Source organism: Lolliginicoccus lacisalsi (genome assembly GCF_014841105.1).
In the GTDB taxonomy this organism is placed as follows: Bacteria; Actinomycetota; Actinomycetes; order Mycobacteriales; family Mycobacteriaceae; genus Lolliginicoccus; species Lolliginicoccus lacisalsi.
In genome coordinates this window covers 1-14,354 of sequence record NZ_JACYWE010000003.1, presented here as the reverse complement: position 1 = coordinate 14,354, position 14,354 = coordinate 1, and the positions used below count along the sequence as shown (strand labels likewise).

The following is a 14,354-nucleotide window of genomic DNA, read 5'->3' as shown; positions in this document are numbered from 1 at the left end:
CATCAGCATATCCATGTTCCACGCCACACGCATCGACCTCGAGTGGCGGACTCGTACGCGAGAAGGGAGGATCCACAGGGGAATACACGCTGTCACGAATACCGGGAGGCCCCAGCATGGCAGGCACGAACGCCCTCGAGATCGAGGGGCTCGCCAAGTCCTACGGCCAGCAACCAGCAGTCCGCTCGATCACGCTCGACGTGCCCGCAGGATCGTTCTTCGGCCTCGTCGGCCCCAACGGGGCGGGCAAGACCACCACGCTGGCCATGTGCACGGGCTTGCTGCGCCCCGACATCGGACAGGCGCGCGTGTTCGGCCACGACACATGGCGGGACCCAGTGGCCGCGAAGTCACTGACGGGCGTGCTCCCGGACGGGCTCACGCTCATCGACCGGCTCACCGGCGCGGAGCTCCTGCGCTTCCAGGGACTCCTGCGCGGCATGGATCCAGCCGTCGTCGACGAGCGGGCCATAGAGCTTCTTGAGGTGCTCGGGCTCGCCGATGCGCGCGACAAGCTCATCGCCGACTACTCGGCAGGCATGACCAAGAAGATCGGCCTTGCCGCGGCAATGCTGCACGCGCCCCGGCTGCTCGTGCTCGATGAACCGTTCGAGGCCGTCGATCCCGTGTCCTCGGCCACGATCCGCCGCATCCTGCTGCGCTATGTGGCCGGGGGCGGCACCGTCATCCTCTCCAGCCACGTGATGGCCACTGTGGAGCAATTGTGCAGCCATGTCGCCATCATGGTCCACGGATCGATCGCCGCGCGAGGCCCCATCGACGAGGTACGCGGAACGGAGACCCTCGAGGACGTGTTCGTCCGTCTTGTCGGTGGCCGCAGTGATGATGAGGGGGAGCTGCAATGGCTGCGCTAGACCAATCCGCGCCAGGACGACCCGCGCGGGAACGGCCTGGGCTGGCGCAGTCCGAGCTGGCGCGGACGGTGCTGCGGATGCGGTGGACGATGGCGCGCCACCAGCTCACCGGCAGTGCGCTCGTGGTGAAGGTGCTTGCCGGGCTTCTCGGGGTGGTGGTCGCCCTGGCCTCCCTGGCGGTGGGGCTCGTCTCGCTCGATCGGCCCGGCGCCGACCATGACCTCCTCGCGCTGCTCGCGATCGGGTGGGGCCTGGCGTGGATCTTCGCGCCGATGGTCGCCGGCATCTCCGGCGGCGGGCTGCGCCCCGTGCACTTCGCGCTCCTGCCGCTGCCCACCCGGCCGCTTGCCCGGGCGATGCTCGCCACCTCACTGCTGACCGTCCCGGCCGCCCTGGCGATCGTGGGCCTCGCGGGCCCCATCGTGCACGCGTTGCGCCATGCCCCGCTCGCCCTCGTCATCGCGGTGCCCGCCGTCGCGCTGCAGGCCTTGCTCATCGTCGGGCTCTCGCGCCTGGTGATGCTGCTGCTCGCGGGTACTGCCTCCAGCCGCCGGGCCCGCGACGCGGCGATGGTCCTCACCGTTGCCCTCGGAGCCGTCCTGTGGTTGCTGTACATGGGCCTGCAGCTCATCGTTCCGCTCGTCGTCGACGGCAATCCCGCGTGGTTGGGCACGGCACTGCGGTCCGTCCCGTTCAGCTGGGCGGCGACGGCCTCGGCGCTCGCCGAGTCGGGCCAGTGGGTGCCGGCGATCGGCATGGTCCTGGCCCTCGCTGCCCTGATCGCGCTGCTCGCTGCGGCCTGGACTCCCCTGTTCGCGCGCCAGCTTCGATGGCCCGAGCAAGGTGGTGGGGAGACAGCCAAGCAAGGCGCCTCGCGGCTCGCCCGCGCGTCGACCCCGATCGCGGCGGCAGCGCGCAAGGAGCTGGCCCTGTCGTGGCGTGATCCGCGCCGCAAGGCCCTCATGCTGATCGTGCCCGTGTTCCTGCTTGTCATCTTCGCCGGACCGTCGATCTCCGAGACGTTCGCGATGTACCTGGCGACGTCCGCGTTCATCCTCACGGTCCTGCTGGTGAGCGGCTGGCTCAATCTCTATGGGCTCGATGGCCCGTCGCTGTGGCAGGTGCTCGTGTTGCCCAACGGGGCGCGGGTGGACGTGCGCGGCAAGCAACTGGCGTGGCTCCTGCTGTCCGCGCCCCTCCTGCTCGGCACGATCATCGCGCGCTACGTGTTCTTCGGTCGCGGCGCCGAGGCTCTGGCTTTTGATGCTGGTTCCATGCTCCTCGCGCTCGGCACGGGCTCCGCCATCGTAGTGGTGGCCTCCGCTGCCGCGCCGTATCCGGTGCCGTCGGCCAAGCAGGGCAATCCGTTCTCCACGCGTGGCTCGTTCAACGGGCCCGCGCTGGTGTCCGGGTTCGTTGCCATCGCCATGGTGGTGGCGGTCTTCGTGGCGATGCTCGCCCTGACGGCGCCCGGTGGCTGGCTAGCGTGGCTGCTGGCCGTTCCGGCTGGTGGAGCAGCGGGTGCCGCGGCGTGGTTCTACGGGGGGCGCCTCGCGGCGCGCGTGCTCGATGACCGTGGACCGGAGATCCTGGGGATCGTGCGCAAGGAGCCGTGAGCGGGAGGCCGGGGCCAGCAAGCTGCGACCAGGCAGCACCGCCCACAAGTTTCACGCATCAGTAAAAAGTGATATCATCATGGCATCAAATGCTCGGAAAGGAGCCTTTCATGCCTGAATCACGCACGGCGCTCGACAGCCCAGCAGGCGCCCCGGTCATCCCCGCCCCCTCGATCAGCGAGCGGGAGGCCACCAACATCAACGGGTGGCCAGTCCTCGGCGGCGGCATCGTCGGCGTCCTCGCCGGAGTGGCGATCCTCCTCGGCGGCATCGCGCTCGGCCAGGACTCGGCAGCGCCAGGGATCGCGCTGGCGGTCGCCGGGATCCTCGTCATCATCGCCTCGATCTTCGTCCTCGTGGGCCTGACGCTCGTCGAGCCCAATGAGGCGCGCGTGCTGCAGGTGCTCGGAGGCAACTACAGCGGCTCGGTGCGCATCCCGGGCCTGCGCTGGGTAAATCCATTGACGCAGCGGCAGCGGGTATCGGTGCGCATCCGCAACCACGAGACCACCAAGTCCAAGGTCAACGATGTGGATGGCAACCCCATCGAGATCTCGGCCGTGGTGGTGTGGCAGGTCAAGGACACCGCCCGGGCAGTCTTCGCGGTCGATGACTTCGTCGAGTTCGTCGCGTTCCAGACCGAGGCCGCGGTCCGGCATATCGCCGGCAGCTATCCATACGATTCATCGGGCCAGCTCTCGCTGCGGGAGAACGCGGACGCGATCAACGCGAAGCTCGCCGAGGAGATCGCCGCGCGCGTCACCTCGGCCGGGGTGGAGGTCATCGAGTCCCGCATCACGAGGCTCTCCTACGCTCCGGAGATCGCCCAGGCCATGCTGCGCCGCCAGCAGGCGGGCGCGGTCATCGCGGCCCGGCAGCTCATCGTGGAGGGAGCCGTCACGGTGGTCCAGCAGGCGCTCGCCCGCCTCGAGGCGGATTCGGTCGTCGAGCTCGACGAGGAGCGCAAGGCTGCCATGGTCTCGAACCTGCTCGTGGTGCTGTGCGGGGATCGTGACGCACAGCCCGTGGTGAACACCGGCTCGCTGTACCAGTAGCCATGGAGCGGAAGAAGATCCTGCTGCGGCTCGATCCCGCCGTCCACGATGCGATCGCGAAGTGGGCGGCGGACGAGCTGCGCAGCACCAACGCGCACATCGAGTACCTGCTGCGCGGCGCACTGCGCGAGGCTGGGCGGGAACCGCGCGATGCGCGGCCCATCACTCGCCCCGGGCGGCCGCGGCGGGAGGAGCAGGCCTAGGCCGCGCGCCGCTACCGGGAGCAGCGCGTTTCAATCGCCGGTGAAGTCGGGGTTCTGCGCGAGGAATGCCTCGGTGCGCACGGAGAGCTTCGAGGTGGTTCCCGCGTTGGGCAAGCTCGCGCGGAGATTGACAACAGTATTGAACGCTCCCATCGGGCCGGCCCCGCTCACGGAGGGGACGGGGAAGCCGGTGGCGGCGACGTTGACATTGCTGATGCCGATGACGCTGCTGGGAATGCCCTTGCGGATGAGGCCGGGAATGTTCTCGGCACCGTCGATGCGTTGCATGCGCACGATGAGCGGCTTGGCGTGGGTGCCGATGTAGCAATCGCCGCCCACGAACGGGTTGTGGACGTGGACGCGAAGGAAGAGCGTGAGGTCGAAGGCCATGAGGTCATTGATGACCAGCGGCTTTACCGCCTCAACGCGGGAGGTGACGGCACCCATCGTGCCAAGGACCCGGGATACGGCATTGAGGCCGGTGACGCCACCGGGGACCTCGAGGAACTCTCCGTAGATGCCGTGGCTGCCGTCGGACGGCGGGATGAACTTCCCGTCCGTGACCCCGCCGCTGATCTTGAGCCCGCCATCGCTGATGGGCACGACAAAGTCCCCGCTGCGGAACTCCCCGCCGCGGATGAGCACGGTGAGGCAGTGCTGGGCACGTGGCGTTGTTGCCACGAATCCGGGGAAAGCGCCCTTGGCGCCGGGAAGTGTACTCACCGGGTGGTCTCCTCGCTCAAGCGCCCGCGCGCGGTTTCGGGGATCAGAGAACTCCTGGTCCTTGTCTACCGCACGCGGGCGCTTGGCGAGGCGTGGTTGGGTCAAACGTGAACAACAGCCGGCCTTCTCGAGCCAGGTGCTTCACGTGGCCTCAGCCCTGGCGAGCCTTGAAGCGTGGCTCCTTCTTGTTGATGACGTACACCTTGCCGCGCCGCCGGACGACCTGGGCGCCGGGCTTCTGCTTGAGCGCGCGCAATGACTTACGAACCTTCATGGGGATCCCTCTTCCGCTTAGCGATGTCGGCTGACACTATATCGGCCACGGAAGGGTCCCGGCTATGCCGCAACCGCTACCGCGTTCGCGAGCTCGGTGACGACCTCGCGGATCTGCTCCACGAGCTCGGCGTCGTCCGCAGGCCCGTGCTCGGCGAAGCGCTGGTAGGCACCGCCGATGGAGAGGGTAAGGTTCTCGACCACTCGGGCGCCCGCCACTCCGGCCGACCTGCGGGCATCGTCATGAGCCCACTTCCCGCCGTACTGTCCTGCCGAGATTCCCGCCACGGCGACGGGCTTGTCCTTGATGGCTCCCTCGCCGAACGGGCGGGAGGCCCAGTCAATGGCATTCTTCAGTACAGCGGGCAAGGTGCCATTGTACTCGGGGGTGACAAGAAGTACCGCATCGGCGGCTCCCACGGATTCGCGGAGCGCCGCGGCGGCGGCGGGGATGCCCGTGGGGCTGTCGAGGTCCTCGGAGTAGAATGGCACGGACTCGAGCCCTTCCACGATGGTGACGGCGGTGGAGCCTGGAGCGTTCTCGGCGGCGATCCTGGCGAGCTGGTGGTTCAGCGATCCGTCGCGGACGCTTCCGACAAGGACGGCGATGGTGGTCGAGGCGGTCATGGCTTCCTCCGGGAGGCTGGGAGTGGTGGCTGCGGGGAGGATCGCTGGGATCCTTCGAACCGTTCAACCGGACCGCAGTCCGATTACTTCCGGAGCATGCCCGGATGTGTGGCGAATCACACTCGACGGATCCGGATACCATGGCCAGGTGGATGCGCTCCCCTTGCTGCCCGAGCCCCGGCCCCGCCCCGGCCCAGACCCCGGGGGCGAGCGCTCCGATGCCGCCCGCAATCGCCAGCGCATCCTCGACAGCGCGCGGAGCCTCCTCGCCGAGGGTGGCGCGGACAGCCTCACCATGGACTGCCTCGCCCAGGCCGCGGGCGTCGGCAAGGGCACCATCTTCCGCCGGTTCGGCAGCCGCTCCGGGCTCTTGCAGGCATTGCTCGACGCCGAGGAGCAAGTGCTCCAGCGCGGCTTTCTTGCTGGCCCGCCTCCGCTGGGCCCGGGCGCTCCCCCAGAGCAGCGGCTCGTGGCCTTCGGCGCGGCCCGCATCGAGTTCCTGCGGCGGCACGGCGAGCTGCAGCGTGCCGCCGACCGCGACCCAGCGAACCTGTTCGGTTCCCCGCCACGCCGCCTCGATCACACCCACCTCGCGTACCTGCTGCGCGAGCTGGCGATCGCGCCGGAGCCCGCCGGCCTGGCCACCTCGCTGCTCGCCATCCTCAGCGCACCCGTTGTGCTGCACCAGGTTCACGTCCAGCAGCAGGCGTTCGAGCAGGTCATCGAGAACTGGACCTTCCTGGTCCATCAGCTCTGCCGATCCTCCAATTCGTCATGTGACACCGCCAACATCTCTTTGCCGGGGCAATAAAACCTGCCCTTTGCTGGCTTAACATCGAAGCATGGCTGACAATCGCGAGCTCTACCACGACCCCCGCATCACCCTGATGGGCCTGTTCGCCGAGACCTACGCCGCCCTCACCGACCACACCGCGGCACAGCTCGCCAGCCACCAGCTAGCCCCCGCCGAGTTCGAGGCCCTCCTGCGACTCAGCCGCAACCAGGATCACCGCCTGCGCATGTCCGACCTCGCAGCGCAAGCAGGCCTCACCAACAGTGGCGCGACCCGGCTCGTCGACCGTCTCGAGGGCCGCGGCCTCGTCGCCCGGGAAACCAATCCCGACGACCGCCGCGGCACCACCGCCGCGCTCACCCCGGCAGGCCTCGCGCACTTGCTCGGCACGCTCCCCGGGCACCTTGGCATCGTCGAGCAGCGCTTCCTCGACGGCATCCCCGCCGAGCAGCGCGACACGTTCTTCACCACTCTCCGCGCGCTGCGCGATCACCTGCGCCCTGAAGCCGAGCGCGGCGCGCACTAGAGTTATGCCATGAGCGATCTGCGGCAGCACATCCAGGACGAACTCACCGTCGCCCCCGCCATCGACCCCGCCAGCGAGATCGAGCGACGGGTCGCCTTCCTCAGGGACTACGCGCTCCACACGGGCACGCGCGGCTTCGTCCTCGGCATCAGCGGCGGCCAGGACAGCGCGCTCGCCGGCAAGCTCTGCCAGCTCGCCGCCGAGCACCTGCGCGCGGGCGGCCACGAGGCCCGCTTCATCGCGGTCCGGCTACCGTACGGCACCCAGTCCGACGAGCAGGACGCCCAGACCGCGCTCGCGTTCATCGCCCCGGACGAGTCGATCACCGTCAACGTCAAGCCCGCCGCCGACGCCGCGAGCGCCGAATGCTCCGTCGCGATCGCCAACGTGCCGGGCGGGTCCGCCGGGATCAGCGACTTCGTGCGCGGCAACATCAAGGCACGCGAGCGCATGATCGCCCAGTACGCCATCGCCGGGCAGCTGCGGATGCTCGTTGTCGGCACCGATCACGCGGCCGAGGCCGTCACCGGATTCTTCACCAAGTTCGGCGACGGCGGCGTCGACCTCACGCCCCTGACCGGGCTGACCAAGCGCCAGGGCCGGCAACTGCTCGAGCAGCTCGGCTCCCCCGAGAGCATCTGGAAGAAGGTCCCCACCGCCGACCTCGAGGATGGCAGGCCCGCCCTGCCCGACGAGGCCGCGCTCGGCATGACCTACGACGAGATCGACGACTACCTCGAGGGCAAGGACGTCGCGGAGGAGATCGCCGAGCGCCTCGAGGGCATGTTCCTCGCCACCCGTCACAAGCGCACGGTGCCCGTCACCCCCGCCGACACCTGGTGGCGCTGACCCCGGGTTCAGGCAGCGCGCAGGAACGCCAGTGACCGTTGCGCGCACTCCGCGGCCCGGGCCATCGGGATGTCATGCCCGGCACCAGCCATGATGTGCAGCTCGCTGGCCGGGAGCGACCGGGCGATCAGCGCGGTATGCCCTGCCCGGACGATGTCGTGCTCCCCCGCCATCACGAGGACGGGAACCTCCGCGCGGCGCAGGCGGACCGGATCGATCCGCGGATGATCCGTCATCAGCGCGAGCCTGCGGACGGACCGGCGCACGCACGGCAGCCTCCGCGACACCACACCGAGCAGCATCTTCTGCACCACCATCGAGGCGCGCGCCCAGGGGTGGAGGCCTGCCGGATCGAGGTTCGCGCCGACAACCACCGCGGAACGGACCCGTTGTGGATGGTCGAGAAGCATCTGCAGGATGATGTTGCCGCCATCGCTGTAGCCGAAGAACCGGGCCGATCGCGCGCCCTCCGCATCGAGCACGGCGCAAACGTCCCTCGCGAGCAGCGGGAAGTCCCAGGGCTCGGATCCTGCCACGGAGCGACCGTGCCCGCGGGTGTCGAGGGCGATCACCCGGAACTGCTCGGAGAACGCCGCGATCTGCGCCTCGAGGGTGGTGTGGTCCTCGCCGTTCCCGTGCAGCACTACCAGCGGCTCGGCGGCTGCGTCACCGCGCACGGCGTAGTGGATGCGAGCGCCACCGGTGTGGACATACCTGCTCGCGGCAGCGCTGTCCGGGTCCGTCGGCTCGCGCGCGGCGAGCGGGGAAGGCTTCATCGGGGCGGTGCTCCTTTCGCTGCGTCCAGTATTGCGGGCGGTTTCGCCTGGGTCGCGGTGTTGCCTACAGTGTCGTTGTGAACGACGGATTGTGGCCACTCCCCACGTCGATGGCATCCGCCTCTCCGGAGCCGGTTCCTGCTGATGATGGCCTGGCGCTGTTCGCGACGTCGGATCTCGTCCCGGCCGGGGGCGGGCCCGCCGTCGTGATGCCGGATGATGACGCGCTCCACCTCGTGGTGGCGGCGTTGCGGGGCGCGGATCCCGGTGGCGAGAGGCTTGCTGCGGGGTTTCGATCCACGTTCGACCAGTTGTACGACGGGCAGCATACCGGCCGCTATCGCTGGGACCAGTTGTACAAGACCGAGAAGACGCACTTCGGCACGTTGATCGAGAGCAATCTGCGGCGGGAGTTCCGCGACGTTCTCGAGGACGGGGCACTGCTGGACTATCGGATCCAGGGACTGGATGTGGATTGCAAGTTCTCGCAGCGCATGGGCGGGTGGATGCTGCCGCCCGAGGCACTGGGGCACCTGGTGCTGGTGTGCACGGCCAGTGATGAGGACGGAACGTGGAGCCTGGGAGTCGCGCGGGCGATGCCAGGGCTGTGCCGCACGAGCGTGAACCGCGATGGGAAAACGACATTCACCCCGGCCGGGGTGGCCTCGGTGGTGTGGTTGTTCCACGACGCGGAGTTGCCCCCGAATGTGTTGCTGCGGGTGGATCGGCAGATCGTGGACCGGATCTTCGCGGCGCGCACGGGGCAGCGCCGGGTCAACGAGTTGTTCCGACTGGTCACTGGGCGCCGCATCGGTCGCAACACGGTGGCGACCGTGGCGGAGCAGGATGACTACATGAAAAGGGTGCGCGCCAATGGCGGGGCACGCTCGACCTTGCAGGCCGAGGGCATCGTCATCGCGGGCGGCGACTACCAGGCCCACCGGCAGATCGCGGCGGATCTCGGAGCGGTCGTGCCGCGCCCTGGCGAGTTCGTCAGCTTCCCGCTGGTCCCCTCCGGGCCCGGGGACATCCTGCCGTCCGTGGTGCTGGAGGGGCAGCGCTGGCGGCTGGCCCGACCCGGGGAGCCACCTGCGGTCCCCGCGCCCACGCTGCCCCATGCGCGCGCGTCCTAGCTGACCGCGCGCAAGTGCCTCGCCGTGGCGGTGCTGCGGGATCGCGTGGCGGGCTTCGCGGCGAGCATGCGATTGATGGATCCGCAGATCGCCGCAGCCACGGGCGGGGGAAACGCGTTGCCGATCTGCCGGTAGGCGGCAGTCTTGCGCCCCGAGAACTTCCACTCGGGCGGGAAGCCCTGCAGCGCGGCCACCATGTCCAGGGTGAGCCGGGGAACATGATCGGCCGGAGTGTCCTCGTCGGGCAAGGCATCGGCGATGCCCCGACCGTCGACGCCAAGCGCCAGCCACGAGGCGCGTGCCCGCGTCGGCCCCAGGTCAGGACCGCCGTGCTTGCGCGAACCCCCGACAATGGTTGGCCCGATCCCCTTCGCCTGCTTCGCCCACTGCTGCGCGCCGGACCAGCCCTTGCTCGCCATGATCGGGTACAGCGCCTCCCCCACCGTGGGTGGCGTTCCCTGGGCGCCCGGCCACGCTAATCGCTTCATGTAGCGGCGCTTCGCGGCCACCAGGATGAACCGTGGGCGCAACTGCGCCACCCCGAACTCCGAGGAGTTCAGGACCTGCCAGTCCGCGTCGTAGCCGAGCGAGTCGAGCTTCTCCAGGATGGACAGCCGGTACGGCGCGAAGCGCGCTGTCGATAGGCCCCGCACGTTCTCCAGCATCACTGCGGCCGGGCGGGCTTGCGCGACAAGGCGCAGCGCCTCCGGAAACAGATCACGCTCGTCGTCGGCGCCGAGTTGCTGGCCCGCGATGGAGAACGGCGGGCACGGCACACCGCCGGCCAGCAAGTCGATGCCGCGATACTCCCGCCCCTTGATCTCGCGCACATCACCCTCATGCACCGCCCAGCCTGGCCGGTTCATGCGCAGGGTGGCGCAAGGCTCCGGCTCAAGCTCCACCGCGAGCTCATGCGCGAACCCTGCCTGCTCCAGGCCCAGTGACTGGCCCCCTGCTCCCGCGCAGATCTCCAAGCAGGTCAACTGCTCAGCCACCGTGGCACCTCCACCGCTCGTCCCATGCTTGCTCCTCCCCGGCGAACCGGGGACTAATCGGAGTGCACAGTACGTTACCGGTCTGCCATCTTTAGTCCGAGCCGTTGCCGGGGCATGTCCGCCAGCGGGCCGGCTCAGATTCGTTTAGCTTCCAGGCCGCTTAGCGGACATGATGGAGCATGCACATCTCGACAATCGATCACCCTCGTGGAAGGGAAGCTCCACCAGAATGAGCTGGATGCGGAAGCTGGGCCGCGGATCCGGTGGCACACAAGCCACCATCGACACCGCAGCGACCCCGGCCATCCTCCCACTGCAGCCCATCGACCTCACCGATGACGCTGCCGTCACCGAAGCGCTCGACCTCGCGGTCCGCGTGGGCTCCGTGCTGCTCGACTCGGGCACCGGCGCCATCGACACGCAATGGCAGACACAATTCGTAGCGTCGACGTATGGCCTCGAGCAATGCGAGGTAGACGTCACGTACAACTCGATCATCATCACCGCGCACCGGGGCCCGACATTGCCGCCCGCCACCACCATGCGCGTGGTGCACCATCGCTCCCTCGACTTCACCCGGCTCGCCGCGGTCGATCACCTCATCCGGCAGATGCGCAACCGGCTGCTCACCCCGGCGCAGGCGCACCGCATCCTCGATACGATCGTCTCCGCACCGCACCCCTATCCCCGCTGGGTGGCGACCGCGGCCTGGGCGGGGATGGCCGCATCCGTCGCTGTCCTGCTCGGCGCGGGCCCCATCGTCGCTTTCGCATCGTTCCTCACGACCATCGCGATCTATCGCACGAACCTCTACCTGAACCGGCTCGGGCTGCCCTTGTTCTACCAGCAGGTGGTCGGCGGCATGATCGCTACGATCCCCGCCCCGGTCATGTACTCGCTCCAGGACGTGCTCGGCATCACCGTGCTCCCCTCCCAGATCGTCGCGACCGGGATCGTCGTGCTGCTCTCCGGGCTCTCCCTGGTGGGCTCCGTGCAGGACGCCATCACTGGCGCGCCGATCACCGCGTCCGCCCGCCTGCTCGAGGTCGTCATGATGACCGGCGGCATCATCACCGGGGTTGCCCTGACACTGCAGATCACCCAGCAGATCGGGATCCAGCTGCCCATGGTCGACGCCAGCTTCATGCAAGGCTTCATCCGGCTGCCGGTCCAGGTCGTCGCCGCCGCTGCCGCCGCGATGTTCTTCGCGCTCGCCAGCTACGCCGAGCTCCGGGCGCTCACCGCGGCCGCGTTCGGCGGAGGAGCCGGGATGCTGACGTTCCTGCTGGTGCTCAGCGCATCAGCAGGCAACGTCGCCGCCGGTGGCACCGCCGCCATCCTCGTGGGCTTCGCCGGTGGCCTCATGGCGCGGCGCGCCCTCACGCCTCCGCTCGTTGTCGCCGTCGCGGGCATCACTCCCCTGCTCCCCGGCCTCTCGGTCTATCGTGGCCTGTACAACCTCATCGCCGACGATCGCGTCGCTGGCCTCACCAATCTCGGCAACGCGTTCGCCATCGGCGTGGCGCTCGCCGCGGGCGTCGTCCTCGGCGAATGGGGAGCACGGACCCTGCGTCGCCCCGAGATCACGTTGCGACCCACGCCGGTCGCCACCCGGTTCCTGCCCAAGCCCTGGCAACGCCCCCCCCCCTAGGCGCGCTCCCCGGCGCGCATCGACGAGCGGAGACCCCCGTTGACCACCACGCCCATCACCCATAGCACTGTCCGCAACGGCGCCATCGAGCTCGCCGTGCAGGAACAGGGAAACCCCAGCGGCGAGACCCTGGTCCTGGTCCACGGCTGGCCCGACACCCACGAGCTATGGCATCACGTCGTGCCGCTGCTCGCCGACACCTTTCGCATCATCAGCTACGACACCCGGGGGGCGGGCGCCTCCACCGTTCCGACGCGCCTCGCCGACTACCGGCTCCCCCTGCTCGCTGACGACTTCTTCCACGTCATCGATGCCGTCAGCCCGACCGAGAAGGTGCATGTGCTCGCCCACGACTGGGGCGGGATCGAAGTATGGGAGGCGGTCGCATCGCTCCGCGCCGCCGAGCGCATCGCGAGCTTCACCGTCACCTCCGGACCAAACCTCGACGTCCTCGGTTCCTGGGCGCACGAGACCCTCTCCCGGCCCACGCCCCGCAACCTGTCGGGGCCGCTCAAGCAGGTCATCGCCTCCTACTACACAGGCCTGTTCCAGCTCCCGAAGCTGCCCGAGTTCGTCCTCCGGCGCGGGCTCGCGCAGCGGTGGGCCCGATTCCTCGGCGTTTTCGACGGCCTCGATCCCGCCCAGGTGCGCACGGCCAGCACCCTCCCGGACGACATGGCCAACGGCGTCAACCGCTACCGCGCCAACATCGCCCCCAAGCTCCGCCGCCCCGAGCCCCGCACCATCAGCATTCCCGTGCAGGCCGTCATCAACCAGCGCGACCGGGCAGTCCTGCGTGGCCACTACGAGCACTACGACCGATTCGTCCCGCGCCTCACCCGCACCCCGCTCGACTCCGGCCACTGGGCACCGTTCTCCCACCCCGCCGAGCTTGCCGCCGCCACGCGCGACTTCGCCGCCCAGCACCCCGCGCGGCCTGGCAGCACGCCGCCAGCCCGCGAACACCAGGCAGGCCACGGGGATTCGTGAGAGTTCCTCCGGACGAACCACCCCAATCCGGCACCACTCCGATCGTGATCGTGGCACGCTGGAGGTGTTGCCGTCCGCAGAGAGGTAGACAATGACCGCAATCCTGGGCAAAACCAAGCCCGACACCAGCAATGGAGAATCCACCTCGCTCGCCGACCGGGCGAAGCAGGCAGGATCCGTGGCCGCCAACCCCCCCGTGCAGCTATCGCTGATCGCCGCGCGCAAGCTCCGCAAGTCCGGCAAGAATGAGATCGACACCGCGCCCAAGGCGAGCAAGGCGAAGAAGCCGCGGCGGTCCCGCAAGGTCCGCGCCGCGCAGATCTTGATCGGCACCGCTGGCGCTGTCGGTCTCGCCGGGCTGGCCGCATACATGGCCAAGCACTGGGACGAGCTTTCCGATGGCGGGCCCGAGATGCCCAAGATCTCCCTCGGCTACGACTCCCAGACGTAGGCTCTGGATAGACGCCTGTGGCCCCCATCCTCGCGGTGGGGGCCGCTTGCGTTTCCCGGGGAGATTCGCGGGGGCGTGGGCGGGTCGGCCGCGGCCGGACTCCCAACCCCACGCGATCGTGAAAACCCAGCCACATCCCGCGTGGCCAGATCTTCACGATCGGAGCGCCCCCCACCGGGCAGCGCTAGCTACAACTCCGCCGCGTCGATCATCGGCCCGAGGTCCACATCGCGCGCCGCCGCGATATGCGGCTTCTGGATCTCCTGCCGGATATACCGGGCGACGAAGCGCTGCACCTCCGACTCCATGCCTGAAACGAGCTGGAGCACGCTCGACGCCACCCCCTCGGCGCGCAGCGCCACCGTCACGTCCGATCGCGAAGGCGGATCGATCTCGACGACCACCCGCAACGGCGCCGCGGCATGAGCCGTCAAGCGCAGGTCCGCGCGCACATCCGCCCGGAAGCGATGCACCGTCCCCGTCAAGCGCACCACGAACCGCAAGTCCACGGGGATGCTCAGCACGAAGCGCAGCGGCTCGGTATCCGACACCCGCTCCACCACGGGATCGCGCACCACCCCGTGCGCCGTCACCTTCGCGATCCGCCCCGGCCCAGCGCCGATCGGCCCGAACTCGATCGGGGCGCCCGTCAAGCTCGACACCGCCTCGAGGATCCGCTCGCGCGAGCTCGCCCGCTGGAAGAACGCCAGCGCGAACTCGTCGTATGCCACGTACCCGGAACCCTGCGCACGACCCTGTGCGCCCGCTTCACCAGCCATTCTTCAAACCTAGCGTGAACCCCGGCCCGCTGCCCCGGA

17 protein-coding genes are annotated in these 14,354 nt (G+C 69.1%); 11 read left to right on the top strand and 6 right to left on the bottom strand.

Annotated elements, in window-relative coordinates:
• Positions 1–116 precede the first annotated feature (116 nt).
• From HT102_RS05790 to HT102_RS05775, 4 genes are all read left to right on the top strand, one after another.
• Positions 117–875, top strand: coding sequence for an ABC transporter ATP-binding protein (locus HT102_RS05790; protein WP_192038481.1), 759 nt, complete (start codon positions 117–119; stop codon positions 873–875).
• Positions 863–2,491, top strand: a complete 1,629-nt coding sequence (locus HT102_RS05785) for a hypothetical protein (RefSeq protein WP_192038480.1) — start codon at positions 863–865, stop codon at positions 2,489–2,491. The genes HT102_RS05790 and HT102_RS05785 overlap by 13 nt, the downstream gene beginning before the upstream one ends.
• Positions 2,492–2,601: 110 nt before the next feature.
• Entirely contained in the window at positions 2,602–3,546 is a 945-nt protein-coding gene (locus tag HT102_RS05780; protein WP_192038479.1) for an SPFH domain-containing protein, read from the top strand.
• A gap of 2 nt (positions 3,547–3,548) precedes the next feature.
• Entirely contained in the window at positions 3,549–3,749 is a 201-nt protein-coding gene (locus HT102_RS05775; RefSeq protein WP_192038478.1) for a hypothetical protein, read from the top strand.
• 30 nt (positions 3,750–3,779) lie between these two features.
• On the opposite strand, the gene HT102_RS05770 is transcribed toward HT102_RS05775, so the two are convergent.
• The 3 genes from HT102_RS05770 to HT102_RS05760 form a co-directional block, all read right to left on the bottom strand.
• Positions 3,780–4,472: a hypothetical protein gene (locus HT102_RS05770; RefSeq protein ID WP_192038477.1), complete on the bottom strand. Its 693-nt coding sequence runs from the start codon at positions 4,470–4,472 to the stop codon at positions 3,780–3,782.
• Positions 4,473–4,623: 151 nt separating this feature from the next.
• Positions 4,624–4,746 carry a type B 50S ribosomal protein L36 gene (gene ykgO, locus HT102_RS05765; protein WP_149361194.1) on the bottom strand — a complete coding sequence of 41 codons (123 nt, stop codon included), beginning with the start codon at positions 4,744–4,746 and terminating at the stop codon, positions 4,624–4,626.
• Positions 4,747–4,808: 62 nt separating this feature from the next.
• A complete protein-coding gene (locus tag HT102_RS05760; RefSeq protein WP_192038476.1) occupies positions 4,809–5,372 on the bottom strand; it encodes an NADPH-dependent FMN reductase in 564 nt (187 codons plus the stop codon).
• A 148-nt stretch (positions 5,373–5,520) separates the two neighbouring features.
• On the opposite strand from HT102_RS05760, the gene HT102_RS05755 reads away from it, so the two are divergent.
• Genes HT102_RS05755 through nadE form a run of 3 tightly spaced genes read left to right on the top strand, consistent with a single transcriptional unit; the run spans position 5,521 to position 7,540 of the window.
• Positions 5,521–6,183: a TetR/AcrR family transcriptional regulator gene (locus HT102_RS05755; RefSeq protein ID WP_333473309.1), complete on the top strand. Its 663-nt coding sequence runs from the start codon at positions 5,521–5,523 to the stop codon at positions 6,181–6,183.
• Positions 6,184–6,214: 31 nt separating this feature from the next.
• Positions 6,215–6,691: a MarR family winged helix-turn-helix transcriptional regulator gene (locus HT102_RS05750; protein ID WP_192038475.1), complete on the top strand. Its 477-nt coding sequence runs from the start codon at positions 6,215–6,217 to the stop codon at positions 6,689–6,691.
• A 9-nt stretch (positions 6,692–6,700) separates the two neighbouring features.
• Complete coding sequence (nadE, locus tag HT102_RS05745) at positions 6,701–7,540, top strand: ammonia-dependent NAD(+) synthetase (RefSeq protein ID WP_192038474.1); 840 nt, start codon at positions 6,701–6,703, stop codon at positions 7,538–7,540.
• Positions 7,541–7,548: 8 nt separating this feature from the next.
• Here the strand turns inward: nadE and HT102_RS05740 are convergent, their stop codons facing one another.
• A complete protein-coding gene (locus HT102_RS05740) occupies positions 7,549–8,316 on the bottom strand; it encodes an alpha/beta fold hydrolase (RefSeq protein WP_192038473.1) in 768 nt (255 codons plus the stop codon).
• A gap of 77 nt (positions 8,317–8,393) precedes the next feature.
• On the opposite strand from HT102_RS05740, the gene HT102_RS05735 reads away from it, so the two are divergent.
• Positions 8,394–9,449 (top strand): NaeI family type II restriction endonuclease, encoded by a 1,056-nt coding sequence (locus HT102_RS05735; protein ID WP_333473308.1) that lies wholly within the window; start codon positions 8,394–8,396, stop codon positions 9,447–9,449.
• Here the strand turns inward: HT102_RS05735 and HT102_RS05730 are convergent.
• A complete protein-coding gene (locus HT102_RS05730; RefSeq protein WP_333473307.1) occupies positions 9,446–10,444 on the bottom strand; it encodes a DNA cytosine methyltransferase in 999 nt (332 codons plus the stop codon). The genes HT102_RS05735 and HT102_RS05730 overlap by 4 nt on opposite strands.
• A 238-nt stretch (positions 10,445–10,682) precedes the next feature.
• Between HT102_RS05730 and HT102_RS05725 the strand changes: the two genes are divergently transcribed.
• The 3 genes from HT102_RS05725 (at position 10,683) to HT102_RS05715 (ending at position 13,536) form a co-directional block, all read left to right on the top strand.
• Positions 10,683–12,095, top strand: coding sequence for a threonine/serine exporter family protein (locus HT102_RS05725; protein ID WP_408611312.1), 1,413 nt, complete (start codon positions 10,683–10,685; stop codon positions 12,093–12,095).
• Between the two features lie 39 nt (positions 12,096–12,134).
• Entirely contained in the window at positions 12,135–13,085 is a 951-nt protein-coding gene (locus tag HT102_RS05720; protein ID WP_192038471.1) for an alpha/beta fold hydrolase, read from the top strand.
• Positions 13,086–13,176: 91 nt separating this feature from the next.
• Positions 13,177–13,536, top strand: coding sequence for a hypothetical protein (locus tag HT102_RS05715; protein ID WP_192038470.1), 360 nt, complete (start codon positions 13,177–13,179; stop codon positions 13,534–13,536).
• A 188-nt stretch (positions 13,537–13,724) separates the two neighbouring features.
• Here HT102_RS05715 and HT102_RS05710 read toward each other — a convergent pair whose 3' ends face one another.
• Positions 13,725–14,267 (bottom strand): hypothetical protein, encoded by a 543-nt coding sequence (locus HT102_RS05710; RefSeq protein WP_192038469.1) that lies wholly within the window; start codon positions 14,265–14,267, stop codon positions 13,725–13,727.
• Between the last annotated feature and the right edge of the window lie 87 nt (positions 14,268–14,354).

What these genes read in the sequence shown, in the direction of transcription:
- HT102_RS05790 (WP_192038481.1), top strand. Translation starts at nt 117, where the DNA reads ATGGCAGGCACGAACGCCCTCGAGATCGAGGGGCTCGCCAAGTCCTAC.
- HT102_RS05785 (WP_192038480.1), top strand. Translation starts at nt 863, where the DNA reads ATGGCTGCGCTAGACCAATCCGCGCCAGGACGACCCGCGCGGGAACGG.
- HT102_RS05780 (WP_192038479.1), top strand. Translation starts at nt 2,602, where the DNA reads ATGCCTGAATCACGCACGGCGCTCGACAGCCCAGCAGGCGCCCCGGTC.
- HT102_RS05775 (WP_192038478.1), top strand. Translation starts at nt 3,549, where the DNA reads ATGGAGCGGAAGAAGATCCTGCTGCGGCTCGATCCCGCCGTCCACGAT.
- ykgO (WP_149361194.1), bottom strand. Translation starts at nt 4,746, where the DNA reads ATGAAGGTTCGTAAGTCATTGCGCGCGCTCAAGCAGAAGCCCGGCGCC.
- HT102_RS05760 (WP_192038476.1), bottom strand. Translation starts at nt 5,372, where the DNA reads ATGACCGCCTCGACCACCATCGCCGTCCTTGTCGGAAGCGTCCGCGAC.
- HT102_RS05750 (WP_192038475.1), top strand. Translation starts at nt 6,215, where the DNA reads ATGGCTGACAATCGCGAGCTCTACCACGACCCCCGCATCACCCTGATG.
- nadE (WP_192038474.1), top strand. Translation starts at nt 6,701, where the DNA reads ATGAGCGATCTGCGGCAGCACATCCAGGACGAACTCACCGTCGCCCCC.
- HT102_RS05740 (WP_192038473.1), bottom strand. Translation starts at nt 8,316, where the DNA reads ATGAAGCCTTCCCCGCTCGCCGCGCGCGAGCCGACGGACCCGGACAGC.
- HT102_RS05725 (WP_408611312.1), top strand. Translation starts at nt 10,683, where the DNA reads ATGCGGAAGCTGGGCCGCGGATCCGGTGGCACACAAGCCACCATCGAC.
- HT102_RS05715 (WP_192038470.1), top strand. Translation starts at nt 13,177, where the DNA reads ATGACCGCAATCCTGGGCAAAACCAAGCCCGACACCAGCAATGGAGAA.